At 31.7% G+C, this 21,282-nt stretch carries 23 protein-coding genes; 17 read left to right on the top strand and 6 right to left on the bottom strand.

Annotated features, from left to right (window positions below; genetic code table 11):
- Positions 1-107: 107 nt before the first annotated feature.
- The 6 genes from LJD32_RS04625 to LJD32_RS04600 form a co-directional block, all read right to left on the bottom strand.
- Positions 108-584, bottom strand: coding sequence for a VanZ family protein (locus LJD32_RS04625; RefSeq protein WP_227391839.1), 477 nt, complete (start codon positions 582-584; stop codon positions 108-110).
- A gap of 49 nt (positions 585-633) precedes the next feature.
- A complete protein-coding gene (locus tag LJD32_RS04620; RefSeq protein ID WP_227391838.1) occupies positions 634-2,034 on the bottom strand; it encodes a hypothetical protein in 1,401 nt (466 codons plus the stop codon).
- Positions 2,027-2,914, bottom strand: a complete 888-nt coding sequence (locus LJD32_RS04615) for an ABC transporter ATP-binding protein (protein WP_227391837.1) — start codon at positions 2,912-2,914, stop codon at positions 2,027-2,029. The genes LJD32_RS04620 and LJD32_RS04615 overlap by 8 nt, the downstream gene beginning before the upstream one ends.
- Positions 2,911-3,279, bottom strand: coding sequence for a GntR family transcriptional regulator (locus tag LJD32_RS04610; RefSeq protein ID WP_117481383.1), 369 nt, complete (start codon positions 3,277-3,279; stop codon positions 2,911-2,913). Before LJD32_RS04610 ends, LJD32_RS04615 begins: the two co-directional genes overlap by 4 nt.
- A gap of 90 nt (positions 3,280-3,369) precedes the next feature.
- Positions 3,370-3,639, bottom strand: a complete 270-nt coding sequence (locus LJD32_RS04605; protein ID WP_227391836.1) for an AAA family ATPase — start codon at positions 3,637-3,639, stop codon at positions 3,370-3,372.
- Complete coding sequence (locus tag LJD32_RS04600; RefSeq protein ID WP_227391835.1) at positions 3,614-4,186, bottom strand: ATP-binding cassette domain-containing protein; 573 nt, start codon at positions 4,184-4,186, stop codon at positions 3,614-3,616. Before LJD32_RS04600 ends, LJD32_RS04605 begins: the two co-directional genes overlap by 26 nt.
- Positions 4,187-4,346: 160 nt before the next feature.
- Between LJD32_RS04600 and LJD32_RS04595 the strand changes: the two genes are divergently transcribed.
- From LJD32_RS04595 to LJD32_RS04515, 17 genes are all read left to right on the top strand, one after another.
- Positions 4,347-4,856, top strand: coding sequence for an AAA family ATPase (locus tag LJD32_RS04595; protein ID WP_227391834.1), 510 nt, complete (start codon positions 4,347-4,349; stop codon positions 4,854-4,856).
- Positions 4,849-5,142 (top strand): Dabb family protein, encoded by a 294-nt coding sequence (locus LJD32_RS04590; RefSeq protein WP_022001073.1) that lies wholly within the window; start codon positions 4,849-4,851, stop codon positions 5,140-5,142. Before LJD32_RS04595 ends, LJD32_RS04590 begins: the two co-directional genes overlap by 8 nt.
- A complete protein-coding gene (locus tag LJD32_RS04585; protein ID WP_227391833.1) occupies positions 5,139-5,648 on the top strand; it encodes a GrpB family protein in 510 nt (169 codons plus the stop codon). The genes LJD32_RS04590 and LJD32_RS04585 overlap by 4 nt, the downstream gene beginning before the upstream one ends.
- A gap of 2 nt (positions 5,649-5,650) precedes the next feature.
- Positions 5,651-6,049, top strand: a complete 399-nt coding sequence (locus LJD32_RS04580; RefSeq protein WP_227391832.1) for a hypothetical protein — start codon at positions 5,651-5,653, stop codon at positions 6,047-6,049.
- An 8-nt stretch (positions 6,050-6,057) separates the two neighbouring features.
- Positions 6,058-6,594 carry a phosphohydrolase gene (locus LJD32_RS04575; RefSeq protein ID WP_176827854.1) on the top strand — a complete coding sequence of 179 codons (537 nt, stop codon included), beginning with the start codon at positions 6,058-6,060 and terminating at the stop codon, positions 6,592-6,594.
- 74 nt (positions 6,595-6,668) lie between these two features.
- Positions 6,669-7,583, top strand: a complete 915-nt coding sequence (locus LJD32_RS04570) for a hypothetical protein (protein WP_227391831.1) — start codon at positions 6,669-6,671, stop codon at positions 7,581-7,583.
- A gap of 152 nt (positions 7,584-7,735) precedes the next feature.
- Positions 7,736-8,545 carry a zinc dependent phospholipase C family protein gene (locus tag LJD32_RS04565; RefSeq protein ID WP_227391830.1) on the top strand — a complete coding sequence of 270 codons (810 nt, stop codon included), beginning with the start codon at positions 7,736-7,738 and terminating at the stop codon, positions 8,543-8,545.
- Between the two features lie 3 nt (positions 8,546-8,548).
- Positions 8,549-9,781 (top strand): MFS transporter, encoded by a 1,233-nt coding sequence (locus LJD32_RS04560; protein WP_227391829.1) that lies wholly within the window; start codon positions 8,549-8,551, stop codon positions 9,779-9,781.
- A 68-nt stretch (positions 9,782-9,849) separates the two neighbouring features.
- Positions 9,850-10,149, top strand: a complete 300-nt coding sequence (locus LJD32_RS04555; protein ID WP_052011157.1) for a helix-turn-helix domain-containing protein — start codon at positions 9,850-9,852, stop codon at positions 10,147-10,149.
- A gap of 70 nt (positions 10,150-10,219) precedes the next feature.
- Positions 10,220-12,706, top strand: coding sequence for a heavy metal translocating P-type ATPase (locus LJD32_RS04550; RefSeq protein WP_227391828.1), 2,487 nt, complete (start codon positions 10,220-10,222; stop codon positions 12,704-12,706).
- 2 nt (positions 12,707-12,708) lie between these two features.
- Positions 12,709-12,972, top strand: coding sequence for a metal-sensing transcriptional repressor (locus LJD32_RS04545; protein WP_032091612.1), 264 nt, complete (start codon positions 12,709-12,711; stop codon positions 12,970-12,972).
- Positions 12,973-13,332: 360 nt separating this feature from the next.
- Complete coding sequence (locus LJD32_RS04540; RefSeq protein ID WP_227391827.1) at positions 13,333-13,548, top strand: hypothetical protein; 216 nt, start codon at positions 13,333-13,335, stop codon at positions 13,546-13,548.
- Positions 13,549-13,683: 135 nt separating this feature from the next.
- Positions 13,684-13,860: a hypothetical protein gene (locus LJD32_RS04535; RefSeq protein ID WP_227391826.1), complete on the top strand. Its 177-nt coding sequence runs from the start codon at positions 13,684-13,686 to the stop codon at positions 13,858-13,860.
- 273 nt (positions 13,861-14,133) lie between these two features.
- On the top strand, positions 14,134-16,647 hold the full coding sequence (locus LJD32_RS04530; RefSeq protein ID WP_118246154.1) for a type I restriction-modification system subunit M: 2,514 nt from the start codon (positions 14,134-14,136) through the stop codon (positions 16,645-16,647).
- Positions 16,648-17,823, top strand: a complete 1,176-nt coding sequence (locus LJD32_RS04525; RefSeq protein WP_227391825.1) for a restriction endonuclease subunit S — start codon at positions 16,648-16,650, stop codon at positions 17,821-17,823.
- Entirely contained in the window at positions 17,823-20,984 is a 3,162-nt protein-coding gene (locus tag LJD32_RS04520) for an HsdR family type I site-specific deoxyribonuclease (RefSeq protein WP_227391824.1), read from the top strand. The genes LJD32_RS04525 and LJD32_RS04520 overlap by 1 nt, the downstream gene beginning before the upstream one ends.
- Position 20,985: 1 nt before the next feature.
- Positions 20,986-21,171: a hypothetical protein gene (locus LJD32_RS04515; protein ID WP_048923452.1), complete on the top strand. Its 186-nt coding sequence runs from the start codon at positions 20,986-20,988 to the stop codon at positions 21,169-21,171.
- Positions 21,172-21,282 lie beyond the last annotated feature (111 nt).

Here is a 21,282-nt window from a genome sequence, read left to right as displayed (position 1 = left end):
TCAAGCCTTATCATTAAGTTAATTATTTTTTGTCCAACAAAGTCGGTTCACTTCAGAGACCTCATTTTTATTATGCACAATTGTGAATAACTTGTGATTTATGTGCATTAATTGTTTATAAGAATAATAATGATCAAAGAAACAAATAAAATCGTTACAATAGCTGCTAATGCTAAAATAATTTTATTGGTCTTCTCTTTAAAAATCTTTTTTAAAAGATAATAAAGACCAACACCGACAAGTACTCCTGTTGTATTCGTAATTAAATCTGTAATATCACTTGCCCCTATACAAAAAATATATTGAGATAATTCTAATGAAATGCTTAATAGAAAACCTAGAAATACTGTTCGCTCACTGTTGATATTTAATGTTTTTAAATAAAGACCAAAAGGAATAAAAATAATGACATTATCAAGAACTTCTCTTATTTGAAAGCCTGTTTTATTTGGATAATAGAAGGGGATCAAATTGAAACTTCTAAAATGTGGTAGTTGTTCAATAGAAACAGATAATTTAAAAAGTATAATCCAAATGATTAAAAACAAATAAATGGTAAATAATATATGTGTAGTTTTTTTCATAAAGACTCCTTCTATAAAAATAGGTTGATGAAGCATCAACCTATTTTAATTAACTTTTAAATTTGTAAAGATTGTATTTAGCCACTAAATCTAATACTTTTTCAATATTTTTTTCTTCGATAACATAATCACGACTTGCATATCTACCTAGATCAGTTGGTGATTGAATTGAATAATAAACACCTATTGTATAAAAATTTTTATTGATTGGATCATTGTAAAAATCATCATATTTTGTAATGAGTTTTTGATTGATAATATCGTTTATAAAATTCACGAAATTTGTATTATCTTTAGATGATTTCTTTGGACCAGTACTATAATTAATATCAGTTACATCGATTCCTTTATATTTAAGTTCAGTTTTTGTTTCATAGTTAGTCATAAATGAAAAACTAAAACTAGCTGATCTAATTGAGGAAGTAGATGGTACTTCATAAATTGAATGAAATCCTTTTGTATTAGCATAAATACTTGAAAAACCGATACAACTTACGACTAAAAGAATAAAGATCGTTGGGATTTTCCAATTAAAGTAAACTTTTCTTTTAGAAAAATAATACATAATTAAATAAATCATAAAGATTATTGTAAATGATAGAACATTTGATTTGAAATCTGTGGTATACATAACAAGTAACATCGCAAATGTTCCAAGAATAATAATTGATGGATACATAAAGAATGATTTTGTATGTGATTCACTTTGTTCAACTGTACGCTTGATAAATAAGCGATAGTTTACAAAAGAGAGAACTAAACTGATGATCAACCAATAGATTGATGAGATATGAGTTACATGTAGTTCTATATATTTCATTTGCGCTAATCCATTATAAGGAATACTTAAATAATAAAGAATAGCATTAAGACCTTGTGTATAATTTCCTTCACCAAGCATCATTTTATATACGATATTTGTGGCACAATTATTAAGTGCAATATAGATAAGTAGAGGAAGGAAAATATAAGCAAATGAACAAATAAAGTTATCAACACTATTTTGGGTTAAAAGAGTAATTGTTGTAATAAGGGTATTCATGGCAAACATATGGACGATTGTCAAAATTATTGTTAGAATAAAGCTGCTAAAAGAAATATTCATTTTATAAGCAACAATGCTTTGAGTAATGAGTTGATAAATAACAACAGGTAGAATAGTTGCAAAGTAAGAAAATAGACTTGTTGTTAAGTAAAGTGATTCTTTCTTTATTGGCAAGGAAAAGTAAAGTATATTACTTTTCTTTTTTTGTAAAAAAGAAAATAAATAAATAGGAACAATACATGATAAACCTAATCCATAGACAAGGGAAAGAACGCCTGTTGTACATAATGTAGGTGTATGTTCATTGAACATCCAAAAAGGAATAATGATTCCAATTACATAAATAAGAATAAGATATTTCTTATTTTGTTTTATTAAATATTTAGAATAATCTTTATTAATCATAGACACCATACCCCTTTCTTTCCATTTCATATATAAATATTTCTTCTAAATTTACAGGTAAAACTTCTAACATAATAGGATTGAACATTCTTAAATAATCTTTAATTTCATTGATGTCTCCCTTAACAACCATATTGATCACTCTTGATTGTTTATGGAAAGAGAGAACATCTAAATGACTGAATTCTTCTTTGTTTAATTCTTCTTTAAAAGCTAATTGTATTTTATGAATATGATCTTTAATATCATAGAGATCACCAGATGTTGTCATACATCCATTTTCTAAAATACCAAAACTATCACAAATATCTTCTAATTCTCTTAAATTATGAGATGAAATAATGACTGTCATATTTTCATCAATCATTTGATTTATAGCTTTTTTAAAAGCTAAACGCATAACAGGGTCTAAACCATCAAAAGCTTCATCTAATAATAAATATTTTGGTGCAATTGCAAGTGCTAAAGCAAACATTGCTTGTCTTTTCATTCCTTTTGAATAGTCTTTTAAAGGTTTATTTTGTGGTAAACGGAATAAATAAACATAATGTTGATAGGTTTCTAAATTGAATTGTGGATAAAAAGTAAGATAGAAATCTTTCATTTCATCAATAGTAGCAAAGTGAAAATAGTAGGGATCATCACTAATGAATAAAATATCTTTTTTAACATCAGGATTTTCATAAACATCTTTTCCATCAAATAAAATACTTCCTTCATCGCATTTAGAAATCCCATTTAATAAATAAAGTAAGGTTGATTTCCCAGCTCCATTAGGACCAATCAAACCAAAAATACTTCCTGAGGAAATTGTGACATTTAAATGATTTAAAACATTTTTATTTTCAAAAGATTTCATCACATCTTTAATTTCAATCATACAGTTTCCTCCTTATATACTTCTTCAATAATTTCTAATAATTTGTCTTTGGTAATTTGATGCTTTTTCATTTCATTGACACATCCTTTAAAATCATCTAATTTATCGTCTTTAATCAATTGATCAGTTTGATTATCAGCAATAAAACATCCTTTTCCTTTAATGGAATAAATATAACCTTGGTTCTCTAATTCTTGATAGGCCTTAGAAACAGTATTAGGATTAACGCCAATATCTGTTGCAAGAGATCTTACCGAAGGTAATTTATCATTAGGAAGTAAAATGCCAATAGAGATAAATTCTAAGATTTGTTTTTTGAGTTGTTCAAAAATAGGAACTTTATTTTGAATATCTATTATAAACATAGAGCCCTCCTAACTGTATTAGTGTCACTAGTACACTAATACAGTATAATACATTTAATGATTTGTCAATAAGGTAAAGAAAAAAAGAACTCAATCATTGAATTCTTTTTCGTGTTTTTTGAAAAAATCATAAAAATAGCGAACATTTTCTAATTTATACCAAGGGGTAACTTCGTATTCTCTTGCATCTAAATTATAAATTTTAGCGTTTAAAGTACCTAACATAAAAGGAGAGTGTGTCGCAATAATAAACTGACACCCTAAATAATGTGTTAGTTCATTAATTTCTTGAGCTAAAGCAACTTGATTTGCAGGAGATAAAGAAACTTCTGGTTCATCTAATAAATAAATAAAGAGCATTTGGTAAAAGATATTCTTGAAAGAACTGTAAAGAGGTTTCACCATTGGAATACTTTTCTTGAGAAAAAATGATATTTTCAATACGTTGTTCTTTCTTTTTATTTAAAACACTTTGTGCTTTTTCTAAAGATAATCCTTCTTGCATATAATCATAAGTTAAACCATGTTCTAAAATAGCTTTTTGTTGTATTTTTTTAATTTCATATAAAATATCTTCACTTTTAATATAACGACTATTTTCAGGTAGTTGATAAAAAGGAATACCATTTTCATTGCTGCCTAAACTATAAGCACATTCATTTTCAAATCTTTCACAATAATTTTCATAGTAAGCATTACTTGCAGGCATTTCTTTTCCTTTTATTTTTAATTTACCAGCAATGATGTTAAGAAGTGTGGATTTTCCACAACCATTATTTCCATAAAAAATGGTAATAGGTGCAAAAGAAAAAGGCTCTATGTACTTATCTCTAAAGATATTATAGGGATAAATATTAGGATTTTTGAGTGTTTGATTGCTTAATTTAAAACTGCTTAAATAGATCATAGAATAACCTCCTTTAATAATTTTATTTTATTGAACTTTCAATATAAAAACAATTGAGAAAGTTAATAAAAATTATTATTTTTGTTTAAACAACTAAAGAAAGAAGTTATATAATTATTGATAAATATTTTGTATAATATTTTAAAAAGAAGGGAAAGTTATGAAAAAATTATATTTAATAGGTGGAACAATGGGTATTGGCAAAACAACAACGTGTCAGATCCTTAAAAGAAAATTAGATAAAAGCGTTTTTATAGATGGAGATTGGTGTTGGGATATGCATCCGTTCATGGTTAATGAAGAAACAAAAAAGTTAGTTTTAGAGAATATCTGTATGTTATTGAATAAGGATTTAAAATGCAGTGTATTTGATCATATTATTTTTTGTTGGGTCATGCATGAACAAAGTATTATTGATGTTCTACTTTCACATCTTGATTTAAAAGATGTAAAAGTGATATCTATTTCTTTAGTTTGTCAAAAAGAAGCTTTGGAAAAAAGAATTCAAAAAGATATCGATCAAGGAATTAGAAAACCAGATGTCCTTGCTCGTAGTGTAGAAAGATTAGAAATGTATCAAAAATTAAATACATATAAAATTGATGTTTCTAATAAAACAATTGAAGAAATTGTTAAAGAAATAATAAAAGTAGGTGATGAAAATGATTAGACATATTTTATTTTGGAATTATACAAAAGAAGTTAAAGAAAACCATTTAGAAAAGGAAACACTTCAAAAATTAAAAGAATCGGTTCAAACTTTAGAAGGAATTGAAGGCTTATTATGTGTGGAAATGGAAGAAAACTTGACTTCAGGTTATGATCTTGTTTTTTATAGTGAATTTGAAAATTTAGAGGCATTAAAGAATTTTCAAAATCATTCATTACATGAAGCACATAAAAAGCGTTGTAGGAATCTTGTTTGTGAGCGTTTATGTGGAGATATTGAAAGATGAAAACAGAACATATTGAAGTTGTAGATTATGATTCGAAGTGGGTAAATGATTTTAATCAAATTAAAGGGGAAATAGAAGAAGCTTTAAAAGATTTAGTGCTTGTTGTTGAACATGTAGGGAGTACATCTGTTCCTTTACTAGCAGCTAAACCAATCATTGATTTAGATGTTGTCATTGATCGTAAAGATTTAAAAGAAGTGATTTTTCTTTTAGAAAAGCATGGTTATATTTATGAAGGCGATTTAGGTCTTAAAGATCGCGAAGCTTTTAGATATGAAGGAAAAGAGCATTTAAGAACACATCATCTTTATGTATGTCCACAAGATTCTAAAGAATTGAAACGACATCTTGCTTTTAGAAATTATTTAAGAAAACATCCAAATACTGTAAAAGAATACGGTAAAATTAAAAAAGAAGCAGCAAAGTTGTATCCAAATGATATTGAAAAATATTGTATGTATAAATCACAAATTATTGAAAAAATTTATAAGGAAATAGGTTTATAAAAATGAAAAAAAGTTATAAAGGATTTATGGTATGGCTGGTTTTATTTTGCGTAGGTGTGTTGGCGATTATTTTTATGGATATCAAGAATATAGATTTAGTAGGTTTGGTTTTAGGTAATTATATGTTTATAACTCTTGCCATTCTTACGGGCATGATTTATAAAAATGAGGCAATCTATTGGTATACAGGGATTTCTTATCAAGAAGCATGTGCGGTTACAAGCAAACAAAGAAAAGAGTATGCGTATAAACATTTTATAAGATTTTTAATGGTTTGTTTAGGTTATTTTGTTTATTCAATTATTGCCTATTTTTTATCATTTTCATTTTGCATGAGTATCATTATTTGTTGTCTTTTAATGACAGTTTGCGCATTAAGTACGGTGTCAATTAAGTTATAGGAGTTTTTATGAGTTTTATTACAACATATACAAAAAAATATTTTGATCCATTAAATGTTGATGAAAGTTTATTAGATATTAAAGATATTGCACATGCACTTTCTTTAATATGTCGAGGAAATGGACATGTTCAATATTTTTATTCCGTAGCTCAACATAGTCTTGCTTGTGCTAAGGAAGCAAAGACAAGAGGATATAGTAAAGAAGTTATTTTAGGATGTTTGTTGCATGATGGAAGTGAAGTTTATTTAAGTGATGTTACAAGACCAATAAAAAAAGAACTTACTTATTATTTAGAAGTGGAAGATGTTTTACAAAATGTTATTTGGAAACATTTTATTCAAAGAGATTTAACAAAAGAAGAAACTAAATTAGTTTTTGAAATTGATGATGAAATGTTATCTTTGGAATTAAAAGAATTATTAAATGATGAAATCAATCGGAATTATTTAAAGTTGCAAAGAAAAGTTGATTTAAGTTTTGTAGCTTTTGAAACAATTGAAAATGAATTTATAGAATTTTATAAAGAGACGATGGAAATTTAAAATCGTCTTTTTCTTTACCCATTCCTTATTTCTGTGCTAAAATTTGAGTATATATTTTTAAGGGGGACTCTTATATGGAACATGTTACATTTGATGAATTTTTTGATTTTGTAAAGAATGAAGATGCTGATTGGTATATTCCTGGCCTAAAAGAATATTTTGAAGGTTTAAATCAAGATGAAATTTATATACAAGACAATTTTTTGGGAAAACTTGTTTTTCAATTTAATAAATTTGAAAATAATTTAAAGAAAGCTGTTTTTGATAAGTTTATCTGTTATAAAAAAATGATGGATGAAAAAGAAAAAAGCAAACTTAAAAACAGTGCTAATGAAATAGCCAATGTTGATTTAGAAAGTGCTTATTCTTACAATGAACTTTTTGACAATGTTTCTCATAACAAATTATTAGAAGATATTAATAAATATAATAATTGTGGGGATGTTGATTCTGATTTTGGAATAGAATTAAGATTTAATGAAATATATGAAGAAGAAACTTTTAACCAAGGTTCTTTAGATATTATAGGAAGTGTTTCATTTAACTCATATAAAAGTGGAAAAGTCTTTGATTTTCCATTTACAATGACCATTGGTTTAGATTCAGACTTTTATTTTGAAAAAGAGGGGGATATCTATAAGATATATAAATTTAGGGAGTTCTATGCTTTTTCTAAAACTTATGGTACAGAAGATACAATACATTATAGATATAGAAAAAATGATTTTCCATTAGAAAAATATGGTACATATGGTGTACATGTTGATAGTGATATTCCTTTTGCCAGTGATAAGTATTCAATTTATATGTTTAGAAATGACTATGCCCCATTTAAATATGCTTTCCAATATGACTGTCTAACTCATTTAGTTAAATCTGAACTTGGGAAAGAGCTTTTAGAAAATGGTGCTAAAGAAGATTTATTAAGAATTCTATACAATAGGATAGCTTATGCTGTTGATGAAAGCCTTATGCCAGAATATGATTAAAATGTTATCTTTAAAACAATTGAAAATGAATTTATAGAGAAACGATGAGATGAATCATCGTTTTTTTACTTTTACTTAACATTTCTTTTCGTAAAAATGATAGTTGATTATCTTAAAAATAAGTATGCTTTTTCTAAACTAAAGAAAGGGAAATGAAAAAAATGCCATCAACTTATGCACATTATCGATTTGGACAAGAAGTTTTAAAAGAACTACCAAACGATATTAAAAAAATAATTATAGAAAATAAAGAACTCTATGATATTGGACTACATGGTCCAGATCTCTTGTTTTATTATTTACCATTAAAAACCAATGAAATTAATTCAATAGGTTATAACATGCACGAAAAAACAGGAAAAGAAGTCTTTGATACTTTTAGAAAAATGATGACTTCTAAAAAACAAATCAATCATTACCTAGCTTATTATTATGGATTTATTTGTCATTTTGCCTTAGATGCAACGTGTCACGGTTATATTGAAAAAAGAATTCATGAAAGTGGAGTATCACATGGAGAAATAGAAGTTGAATTTGATCGTTTTTTAATGATTGAAGATGGATTAGATCCGATAAGACATAAACTTACCAATCATATTATTCCATCTATTGATTATGCAAGAATCATAGCTCCTTTTTTTAATGTAACAGCTCAACAAGTCGTTAAATCATTAGAAAGTATGAAATTCTATAATGATTTATTAATTGCACCCTCAAAATTAAAAAGAAAGTTTATTTATGCATTACTTCGTATTACAGGAAATTATCAGGGAATGCACGGTTTGCTTGTTAATTATGAGGCTAATCCTTTATGTAAAGATAGTACAGAAAAATTAAATCAATTCTATAAACAAGCCATCAAAAAAGCTGTTGAATTGATCAGTGAGTATGTGCAGCTTTCATCATTAGAAAAAACAAAAGATGATTTTTATCAATATACATTTAGTGGGAAAAAGGAGTAAAATATGAAATTTAAGATGACAACTGAAGAAAAAAACTGGGTGCTCTATGATGTAGGCAATTCAGCTTTTGTTTTATTAGTATCAACAATTATACCGATTTATTTTAATTATCTAGCTGAAAAAGCAGGCTTATCTTCGGTAGATTATTTAGCTTTTTGGGGTTATACGGCCTCGCTTGTGACAATTATTGTTGCTTTTTTAGGACCGGTATTAGGTACATTAGCTGATACAAAAGATTATAAAAAACCGCTTTTTACAATGATGTTACTTATTGGATGTATTGGTTGTTTTCTTCTAGGATTTATCAACTATTGGTTTGTCTTTTTAATTGTGTTTTTAATTGCTAAGATAGGTTTTTCAGGAAGTTTGATCTTTTATGATTCAATGTTGATTGATGTGACAACACCAAAGCGTGTCGATCATGTTTCTTCTCAAGGATATGCTTGGGGTTATATTGGTAGCTGTGTCCCTTTTGTAATTTGTCTTGGTTTAGTTTTAGGAGCAAGTAAAATAGGTCTTTCTATGGAAATGTCGATGATTATTTCATTTGCAATCATTGCTTTATGGTGGTTTTGTTTAACACTACCACTTTTAAAAACATACAAACAAAAGTATTATGTAGAAAGACAACCCAAAGCGATTTCAAATAGTTTTAAAAGACTAGGAACGACTTTAAAAAATATTAGAAAAGAAAAAAAGATTTTTTTATTCTTATTAGCGTTTTTCTTCTATATTGATGGGGTTTATACCATTATAGATATGGCAACAGCCTATGGAACAGCTTTAGGGTTTGAAAGTACAAGTTTATTACTAGCTCTTTTACTTACCCAAGTTGTCGCCTTTCCCTTCGCAATTTTATTTGGAAGACTTGCAACAAAATATAATACTTCAAAATTAATCGTTATTTGTATTTTAGCGTATTTAGGTATTTCTATTTTTGCTATCTTCCTTACAAAACAATGGCAATTTTGGGTGTTAGCTATTTTGGTAGGAATGTTTCAAGGAGGAATTCAATCGTTATCAAGATCTTATTTTACAAAAATCATTCCTTCAGAAAAATCGGGAGAATATTTTGGTTTGATGGATGTATGTGGTAAAGGAGCTTCTTTTTTAGGAACAACAGTGATTAGTGTTTTATCACAATGGACAGGACAAGTTAATCTTTCTTTAGGAGCACTTTCAATTTTCTTTGTTTTAGGAATATTGTTTTTTAAGATGTCAGAAAAGAGTATTTAGAAGGCAAGTGAACTACAAGTTCAATGACAGCCTTCTTTTTTTATTTTAAAATAATAGTGGTGATAGAAATGAAGAAAAAATTAATAAATCCTTTAAAAATAGGAAAGAATTTAAAAAGATGTGTTGATCAAATGGGGTATAAAGTAAAAGATATTCAAGAGTATTTATGTTTAGAATGTCCTCAACCAATTTATCGTTGGTTTAAAGGAAGTACATATCCTTCAATTCATCATTTATATGCATTAAGTTGTTTATTTGGGGTAAGTATGAATGAATTAATTGAAGAAGATGAAAGAAAAGAATGGGGTTATTGTATTTATCAAATGAAAGAGGGGAAAATGACATTAGAAAATCAAGAAATTTTGTAAGCGTATTTCTTGCTTATTTTTTAGTATTCAAGTATGATATAGATACCCTATAGGGGTGGGAGGCGTTTGGATGAAAAAGAAATATGATGTCGTTGGGATGACATGTAGTGCTTGTTCAGCTCATGTAGATAAAGCGGTAAGAGGGTTGGATGGTGTTGATGATGTTAATGTCAATTTATTACAAAACTCAATGACTGTTGAATTTGATGAAAGCAAAATAAGTGAAAATCAAATTTTTGAGGCTGTAGATAAAGCAGGTTATAAAGCTCAAAATATTGGTGAAAAACAGGTTTCAAATGTTCAAGAAGATGAAAATGAACATAAAAAGAAGAATTTGATTCTATCATTTATTTTCTTGATTCCTTTATTTTATATCAGTATGGGACATATGATGAATTGGCCTTTACCAAGTATTCTCTTAGGTCATGAAAATATGATGATCTTTGTTTTAGTTCAATTGTGTTTAGTTGTTCCTATTATGTTTATTAATAGAGGATATTATATTCGAGGCTTTAAAACTTTATTCAATCGTAGTCCAAATATGGATTCTTTGATTGCCTTAGGTTCTTCAGCAGCTTTTATTTATAGTTTATATGCAACATTTATGATGGCTTATTATCTAGGAAGAATGGATATGGATATGACCCATCATTATATGATGCAACTTTATTTTGAATCGGCAGGAATGATTTTGACATTAATTTCTTTAGGTAAATATTTAGAATCACGTTCTAAACAAAAAACGTCAGAAGCGATTGAAAAATTGATGAAGCTGATGCCTTCAACAGCTATTGTCTTAAAAGAAGGGAAAGAAGTTGAAGTGGCCATTGAAGATGTTCAAATTGGTGATGTTGTGATTGTTAAACCAGGTAACAATATTCCTTTGGATGGAAAAATCATTCAAGGACATGGTTCTATCAATGAAGCGATGATTACTGGAGAAAGCTTACCGGTCGATAAAACAGTTGGTGATCAAGTTATTGGTTCAACCAATAACTTAGATGGTTATATGCAAGTAGAAGTTAGTCATGCTTCAAATGATACAACGCTTTCTAAAATCATTCGTTTAGTAGAAGAAGCAGGTGCTTCTAAAGCGCCAATTGCGAAACTTGCCGATAAGATCAGTGGTGTCTTTGTACCAACCGTTATTACAATTGCAATCATTACTTTCATTTTATGGTTGACCCTTGGAAATAAAGATTTCCACTTTGCCTTAAACTGTGCAATTTCAGTCCTTGTTATTTCTTGTCCATGTGCTTTAGGGCTTGCCACTCCTACAGCAATCATGGTTGGAACAGGGAAAGGGGCTAACTTAGGTATCTTAGTTAAATCAGCACAACATTTAGAAGAACTTTCTAAATGTGATACGATTGTTTTAGATAAGACGGGAACACTTACTGAAGGAAAAACTCAAGTTACAGAAGTTTATCCAATTGGTGTAAGTGAAAATGATTTATTGAAATATGCGGGTTCGATTGAACAATATTCTAAACATCCACTTGCCGAGGCGATTCATAGTTATGTTTTAGAACAAGGAATATCTATTGATTCATTAGATCATTTTGAAATGAAACAAGGATTAGGACTTGTAGGTGAATTAAAGGGAGAAATTCTTTTATCAGGAAATAGACGTTTGATGAAAGAAAATGATGTTGATCTTTCTTCGATTGAAGATCTCTATAAAGAATTATCATCTAAAGGAAAGACACCTTTATTTTATAGCTATGCCGGTCAACTTATTGGTTTAATCGTTGTTTCAGATGTCTTGAAACAAACAAGTAAACATGCCATTGATTGTTTAAAAGATATGAACATGAATATCTATATGTTGACAGGAGACAATCAATTGACAGCCAATGCGATTGCTGATGAATTAGGTATTGAAGCTATTGGAGAAGTCTTACCACAAGATAAAGAAAAACATGTAAGAGACTTACAAGAAAAAGGACATCGTGTCATCATGGTGGGTGATGGAATCAATGATGCACCCGCTCTTGTTAGAAGTGATGTTGGTATTGCGATGACTTCAGGTATTGATATTGCTATCGAATCTGCTGATATCGTTTTAATGAAAAATGATTTACAAGATGTTGTTGTGGCTTATGAACTTTCAAAAGCCACAATTAAAAATATTAAAGAAAACTTATTCTGGGCATTCTTCTATAATGTCATTGGTATTCCTGTTGCTGCAGGTGTGTTCTATTCAATCTTTGGCTGGTTGTTAGATCCAATGTATGGAGCAGCAGCAATGTCATTAAGTTCTGTCTTTGTTGTATCGAATGCACTTAGATTAAGATTCTTTAAACCAAAACATCAAATTATTCAAATACAAGAAAATAGGAAAAAGGAAGAAAAGAAAATGAAAAAAGTATTAGTAGAAGGAATGATGTGCGAACATTGTAAAGCACATGTAGAAAAAGCATTAAATGCTATTGATGGTATTCAAGCAACAGTTGATCTAGAAAAAAACTGTGCTTTTGTAGAAGGTGAAGTTGACGAAGCAACACTAAAACAAGCCATTGAAGAAGCTGGATATACTTATAAAGGAATTGAATAAGTATGATGGCCGATAAAAAACAGGTCACAAGACTTTTAAAAACAGCAAGAGGACAAATTGATGGTATCTTAAAAATGGTGGAAGAAGATCGCTATTGTATTGATATTTCACATCAAATCATGGCAAGTGAAGCTATTTTAAAAAGAGCCAACAAAGAAGTCTTAAAAGCTCATATGACACATTGTGTACATGATGCAGTCAATAGTAAAGATTGTGATCAAAAAATAGAAGAAATGATTAAAGTATTAGATAATTTATTGAAATAAGAAATCTTGAAAAAGGTTTCTTTTTTTATGTAAAAAAGTATAATACCGACTTATATAAGACGGTATTGTATCTTTTGATATTGTAAACTACAAATATAAAGTAATGGGGTTGCTATTAAAAAAGGTAATTTTAAATATAATAAAAGTTGTATTAAATATTTTGATGTCGATTGAATACAGATATAAGTAAAATTGTCTCTCTGTTTTTAAGAATTTTCCTCAGGCTATAGAAATATTACAAACGCTGATGAGCAGTGGTTTGGGCGTAAAGATGTTTTTAATTACGTGAACGATGATAATACGTGGACTGTTAACGAAGAAAAGATAATTTTCGATGGGAAACAAACATGGAAGAAATATGTGGACTCCCGTAGACTTGAAATTACATGTGGGGAGGCCCCGTATCTTGTCTCACGTTATGATACGACAACAGGTGAGTTAATTGTACCGCCAATCAATAGAATCGGATTTTTAGACCGCAAACTACGTGTTGTGAATGAAAATACAATCACCGAAGAAGAATGGCTTAAATGGGCTGAGCGAGCAATACAAAGCTATTACGGTTATGAATACTAGGGTGACAATCTTCTTATTGCATGTATAAATGTCTTGTTGTCGTTTTATGAATACTTTATTGAACGATGGAAACATGAACTGGAGAAGAAGACATTAAATCGTATAGCTAATATTATTAGCTGGAATATATGGCAAATGGATGGGTTGAAAGATACGGTTCCATTAGGTAAGCCATACGAAGAAAATCAACAAATGACATTGTTTGACTTTCTTGAATATGAAGAAAACAATACACAACCAACAGAGACAACAGATGAAGCAGTTCCGTGTAAAATTTATAATTGGCGCTCAAATACACAATGTTGTTTATGAAATGTAAGAAAGGATAAATGAATATGAGTAAAAAACTATTTGATTTTGCAATTGGAATTATCTTAATTATATTAAGTATGTGTACTTTAAATATTCTTAATAGTAAACGGTATGCATAATAGCAATGTGTACTTAAAGTAAATTTAATAGATAAGTAGGTAAGAATGAGGAGAAGTTCCTCTATTTATTTTTATCTTGAATCGTGAAGACGATACATCAAAAATGGTGTATAATAATGTAAAGTGATATTAATAAAATAAGGAGACTGTTTTTATGAATAAACAAGAATTAGCAGCAAAGATTTGGTCAACAGCAAATGAGTTGCGTAAGAACATTAAAGCAAGCGAGTACAAGGACTACATCCTTGGTTTCATGTTCTACAAATATCTATGTGATAAGGAAGTAGATTACCTGAAGGACTTAGGCGGTGTGATTGATGACCTTCTTGATGTAGATGATGACATCAAGGATAAATTCAAAGACGGTATAGGATACTTTATTTCACACAAAAACCTTTTCCATGTTTGGAAGGAATCTGGTGTCAACCTTGGAGCAAAAGATGTATCTGAAGCATTGGATGATTTTTATCTGAACCTTAATGGTAGATACAAAACTGTATTTGATAAGGTATTCAGTGCATTACAGACTGGTCTTACGAAGCTTGGAGAGAACTCTGGTTCTCGTGATAAGGCGGTCCGAGATATTGTAGATTTAGTAGATCTTATCCCTCCTACAAGTCGTGAATACGACGTTTTGGGATACATTTACGAATATTTGATTCAGCAATTTTCTAGTGAGGCAAAAAAAGATGGAGCCTTCTATACTCCTCATGAGCTTACGTCGCTTATGGCACGCATCGTTGCAAATAGATTGAAAGATAGAGAAAAAGTATATTGTTATGACCCAACAGTTGGATCTGGAGGACTTTTGTTGAACATTGGTAAAGAAGTTGGAAGATATGTTCCATCGGATAATATCCATTATTTCGGGCAAGAGCTTATTACCGAAACAGCAAACCTTGCAAAGATGAACTTATTTATGCAGGGAATTCCAGTTCAAAATATCAATATGCGTAATGCAAATACTCTTGAGGATGATTGGCCTTATTTTGATGAGCAGACAGCTTATGCACCGCTTTTTGTGGATGCGGTGGTATCAAATCCTCCTTATAGTGCTCACTATGAGCCTGAACAGCATCAGACAGATGTGCGATATAAGGGCTATGGACTTGCTCCAGCAGGAAAAGCTGATTATGCGTTCTTGCTACACTGTCTATATCACATTAAGAATGATGGTGTAATGGCTATTGTTCTTCCACACGGTGTGTTATTCCGTGGTGATAGCGAAGGAGAAATTCGTAAAAATCTTATTTTAAACCATAACATTGAGACAATCATTAGTTTTCCACAGCAGTTGTTTTTCGCAACTCCAATCCCGGTTATTGTAATGATTCTCTCTAAAAACCGTTGTGAAGATGACATTCTCTTTATCGATGCTTCTCAATCCTATAAAAGGGATAAGAAACAGAATGTTCTTACCGAGAGTGATGTTCAGAGAATCTTTGACACTGTTATTGCACGTAAAGATGTGCCAAATTACGCACACCTTGCAACCATGGAAGAAATCGAGGCAAATGGATATAACTTAAACGTACCACGCTATATATCTGCAACTACAGAGGAAGCGCCTTACGATCTATTCTCGGTTATGACAGGGAAAGTATCAGACAAAGAATTGGAAGTCTTTGATGCTATTTGGCAACAGTTCCCATCGCTTCGTGAAAAACTGTTAGACAAGGTAGATGGATACAATGCTTTTGCAGATGCAAACGTAAAAGATACGGTCTTTGCGGATAGCGATGTACAAACTTTCCTTAACAAGATTAGGGGAACATCCGAGGAATTTAGAAAATATTTAGTTCACACACTTATCAATCAGGATGCTGTTCCATCAGTACACAATGCAATTGTAGAAAAGCTTTTTGAAACTTATAAAAATCAGCCATTGGTTGATGTATACCGTGTGTTCCAGGCTTTTGCAGACAATTGGATGATTGTAGATTCTGACCTTGCAAGACTTGAAACAGAAGGTTGGTATATCTGTGCTGAAACAGAACCGAATATGGTAACTAAGAAAGATTCGAAAACCAAGAAAACTGTTGAAGAGCAAAAAGGTTGGAAAGGTAAAATTATGCCTTTTGAACTTGTAAAATCTGTATTTTTCGCTGCTGATTTTGATAAGATGTCAAGACTTACAGCTGAAGCTGGCAATAAAGCATCAGAATATGCTGAAATTTGGGAAAGCATGGACGAAGAAGCCAAATCTGTAGTATGCAAGGACGATGAAGAAACAGCGTTTGACGCCAAAAAGTTTAAGTCTGCAATTAAGAACGGTGACCTTGATAAAGAGGCTGTAGAATGCATTGAAGCTATTCAGGATGCTATTGCAAAAGAAAAGGTTCTTCGTAAACAGGTGAAAACGATTGAAGCAAGACTTGAAGATAAAGCAAAAGATAAAATTGAAGCATTATCTGAAGAGGAAATCTATGATCTTTTAGAGAAAAAATGGATTTCGCCGATTATCACTGCTATTAATAATGTAGGAGAAGATGTTATTGTACGATTTGTATCTAATTTTACGGCATTAGAAAAGAAGTATTCTGATCCTCTAGCTGAATTGTCTGGAAAAATTGATGATATAAATGCAGAGTTAAAAGTAAGTCTGAATGAACTTACAGGAAACGATATTGATATGGCGGCAGTTACGATGCTCTTGGAGGAATTATAAATGGATAAATTGTATTTTATTAACTCTAAAGTAGAATCAAATAGTGTGCCGTTTGGTTCTATTTTAGAAGAAACTAGAGAAAAAACGGTGATTGAGAATGAAGACACACTTCTTTCATGCGCCATCAATGGAATTTATCGAAATGACGAATTATTCTCACATTTTAGAGGCAGTTCAAATATTGGATACATTAAAATTAAAAAGAATGATTTGGTTTTATCTGCACAAAACCTCCATCTTGGAAATGCAAATGTTAATTTAAGATTTGAACATGGTATTATTTCTCCTGCATACAAAGCGTATAGGGTTATTGGGGCAGTTCCTGAGTATATGGCACAATGGGTTAAAAGACCTCAAGCAAACCAGTTTTTTCTTGATGCTACTACAGAAGGTGCGAGCCAGTGTAGAAAAAATATTGATTGGGATACTTTGTATGCACAGAATATTCAACTTCCATCAATTGAAATACAGGAAAAAATAGCTACGCTATTATCTTCAGTTGACACTAAAATTAAAGTTGAAAAAATTAAAGTTGAAAAGTTAAAAGCAATTAAGAAATCTATGCTTGGCAAGATGTTCCCAAAAGAAGGTGCAAGTGTGCCAGAAATTCGATTTAAGGGATTTACTGATGATTGGGAACAGCGTAAGTTGGGGGATATCGCCACAAGAGAGTCTTCTGTTTGTACATCAGCATCAGATACACCAAGCGTAGAGTATGAGGACGTGGTAGCAGAAGAAGGACGCTTGAATAAAGATATTCGCTCAAAAGAAGTGGTAAAGACTGGAATTACATTTGATGGTTCGCAGGTGCTTTACGGAAAGCTTCGTCCATATTTGCACAATTGGTTGAATCCAGATTTTAAGGGCATTGCAGTTGGTGATTGGTGGGTGTTAAAGCCTGTTAATATGGACAAAAATTTTCTTTATCGACTTATTCAAACTCAGCAATTTGATAACATTGCAAACCAGTCATCAGGCTCAAAAATGCCACGGGCAGATTGGAATTTAATATCCAGTTCGGAGTTTATGGTTCCACTTTCAAAAGAGGAACAGAGTAAGATTGGTGCATATTTTGATCAACTCGATCACCTCATCACTCTTCATCAGCGTAAGTATGAAAAACTTCTTGATGTTAAAAAGGCATTTCTTGAAAAATTGATTGGAGGTGACAACTAATGCCATTACCATATACAGGACAAAACGGTGAGTTAAATTTTGAAGCTGACGTAGTCGAACTTCTAAAAAAAGCCAGATGGGAGCATGAAGTTTTAAAAAATAAAACCATTCCCGAGCTGATTGATAACTGGAAAGATATTCTTTTTGAACGTAATCGTACAACATTGAATAATGTGCCTCTCTCAAGCGATGAGATGGACCGTGTAATGGATGTTGTTAGGTTACAGGCAAATACTCCAGTAAAGGCAAATCACTTCGTAAATGGCCGTCCTATCGCTATTAAACGTGATTCTGATTCTCCGGACAAACAGCATGCCGGACACGAAGTATATCTTGACCTGTTTTCTGCAACTGAAATTGCAGGCGGCAGCTCTCGATATCAGATTGCAGAACAAACATATTTCAGTACAGATCCACAGTTCAATGATAGACGCGGTGACATTACATTACTAATCAATGGTATGCCTGTCATCCATATCGAGTTAAAAGCCTCAGGAGTCAACGTTTATGAAGCATCCAACCAAATTGTTAAGTATGCAAATGAAGGTGTCTGGAGTGGCTTTATGGGGCTTGTACAGGTATTCTGGGCTATGACGCCAGAAGATGCATTGTTCTTTGCTAATGCTGGAAATCCAACTGCGTTTAATTCTGCGTTTTTCTTCCGTTGGGGAGACCGAGATAACAATGTTATCAAAGACTGGCGTGAACTTATCACGGGCGAATATCATATTCTCTCTATTCCAGAAGCACACAAGCTGATCGGTTATTATACCGTTGCTAATTCTGCTAAGGATGCTCTGAAAGTATGTAGAAGCTATCAGTATGCAGCCATTCGTGCAATCGTGGGCAGAACTGCCAAACAAAAATGGGGCGACCACAATCAGTTAGGTGGCTTTATCTGGTGTACGACTGGGGGCGGTAAAACAATGACAAGCTTCAAGGCTGGGCAGCTGATTACAGACATGAATTTGGCTGATAAAGTTATCTTCGTAGTAGACCGTAAGGTCTTGGATGAACAATCTACCAATGAATATAACAGTTTCCAACGTCAGGGAGAATCTGTTTGTGAAACAGTAAGTTCCAAAGACCTTTTCAATAAATTGGGAAGCTCAAAATTATCAGACCGCCTTATTGTTACGTCTATTCAGAAGATTTCTCGAATCAATGATGATGTAGCAAAACTTCGAGAAGCAGAACTTGACGTTATCAAGGCAAAGAGAATTGTCTTTATCATTGATGAAGCACATCGTAGCCAATTTGGAGTTATGCACGAGCGAGTAAAGAGAACGTTCTATAATTCTCTGTTCTTTGGTTTTACTGGAACGCCAATCTTTGCAGAAAACATGAAACCGGGGGAATTGACGACAGAAACAGTTTTTGGAGACTGCCTTGCTATCTATTCTCTTGCAACAGGTATCAGAGATGGTAATGTTCTTGGCTTTTGGCCGGAAGCTGTTAAAACATATGCAGACAAGGATCTAAAAGAAGCTGTCGCATTAGCTGAATGTCATGCAACAAGCAAGGATGATATTATTGTTGGTACGGATAACTGGAAGCTGTATCGTCGTCTGACAGAACAGACTCCTATGGCATCTGAACTAGATGATCATGGACAGATTAAAAGGGATAAGAACGGAAATTCTCTTAAGGGTATCGAGGACTATCTTCCTGGAAAGCAGTATGATAACGATGACCATCGAGAACGCGTTGTAGAAAGCATTCTAAAAAACTATAAAACGATTGCTTTTGGCGAAAATGGCACTCTTTTCCATGGAATCTTGGCAACAGAATCCATTGCAGAAGCATATGAGTATTGGAAACTGTTTAAAGCGATGGCTCCGGATCTTCATGTGACATCATTATTTGACCCAAACATCAATGTTAACAGTGCTTCCGTCTTTAATAAGGAGAATGCGCTTGCTGATATCGTAAACGATTATAATGATACCTTCGGAACTAAATTTGACCGAAAGACGGATCCGAAATATACAGCTTTCAAGAAGGATTTAACAGATCGTCTTGCACATAAAGATGCATACAAGCATATGGGTAATACACACGCAGATGCACTGGATATTGTGATTGTTGTAGACCAGCTCCTTACCGGTTTTGATTCACAATGGCTTAACGTTCTTTATATGGACAAGGTCATGGATACAGACAATATTATCCAGGCTATTTCGCGTACGAACCGTGTACTTAACAATAACGAAAAGCCTTGGGGTATGGTGAAGTTCTATCGGAAACCATATACCATGAAGAGAAATCTAAACGAGGCGCTGAAACTGTATTGTCAAGGGGATTACATAGGTGTTGAAGTTGGAAATATCGACGAAAATATTGATACATTGAATAAAACATACGATCGCATCTGCGAAATCTTCGCACATGACAAAATTGAAAATTTCGAATGTTTGCCAAAATCAGATGAAGACCGCCAGATGTTCCGTAAAGAGTTCTATCTATTGAAATCTACGCTTCGAGCGGCAATTCTTCAGGGATTCAAATGGAACAATGAGTATGGATTAAAAGTCGATTTCACCGAAAAAACGTATCGCATTCTAACAATGCGCTATAAAGATCTTCCATCAAATAGAGGTGGCGGAGGTTCAACCTCTAAGCCAGGATATGTACTAGATACAGATTTGTCTACTATGGAAATGGATAAGATTGATGCAGCATATCTAGAGGCACAATTCAAAATCGTTACCATGAAGGACATTGTAAATGTCGAAAAAGATGCTAAAAAGATGGCTGCTATCCACGAGATTGAAACTAACCTAGGGGTCCTTTCTGAAATTCAACAGAAATACGCTTGTAAGATTTTGGAAGACATTAAGAAAGGTATCCTTGGTGTTGTTGAAGGCAAGACCTTCCTTCAGTACATTCAGGAATATCAAGAAAAGGCAATCCGCTCCAATATTCATAAGTTTGCAGAGAATGTCGGTGTAGATGAAGATGAAATGTTTGCGCTTTATGTTTCAACCGGAAAACACGCGGTAGATGTATTATGGCTTGAGCGATTAGAAGCCACAGCAATTCCAGAAAGGTTGAAAGCATATTATAACGCATCTGTTTTCAAGGCGCGTATTAAGCTCCATCAAGATCTCAAGGATTATATTGAGGATCGTAAGGCCGATGAACTTGAGGAGGTAAATTAATATGCCAAGACAGAAAAAGGATGCAAAAATACTAAATATAAAACTAAATCGTGAGATTCATGAAATGCTTGTGTGCTTTTGTGATGAAACCGGAATGAGCAAAACCGTTGCTACTGAAAAGATTCTGTCTCAATACTTAGAAGAGTATTTCGATAGACCGGAAAACGAACGAAAACTTTTTAAATAATATTTAATTACCCGCAGCCAATTAGTTGCGGGTCTTTTTTTGCTGTATGTAAAAATGAGTGTTGAAAAAAAATCTGTCATATATATAGGTGAATAGGTTGCAAAGGAGGTG

The organism is Faecalibacillus sp. TM498 (assembly GCF_020589955.1).
In the GTDB taxonomy this organism is placed as follows: Bacteria; Bacillota_I; Bacilli_A; order Erysipelotrichales; family Coprobacillaceae; genus Faecalibacillus; species Faecalibacillus intestinalis.
This window is presented reverse-complemented; position numbering and strand designations above follow the sequence as displayed.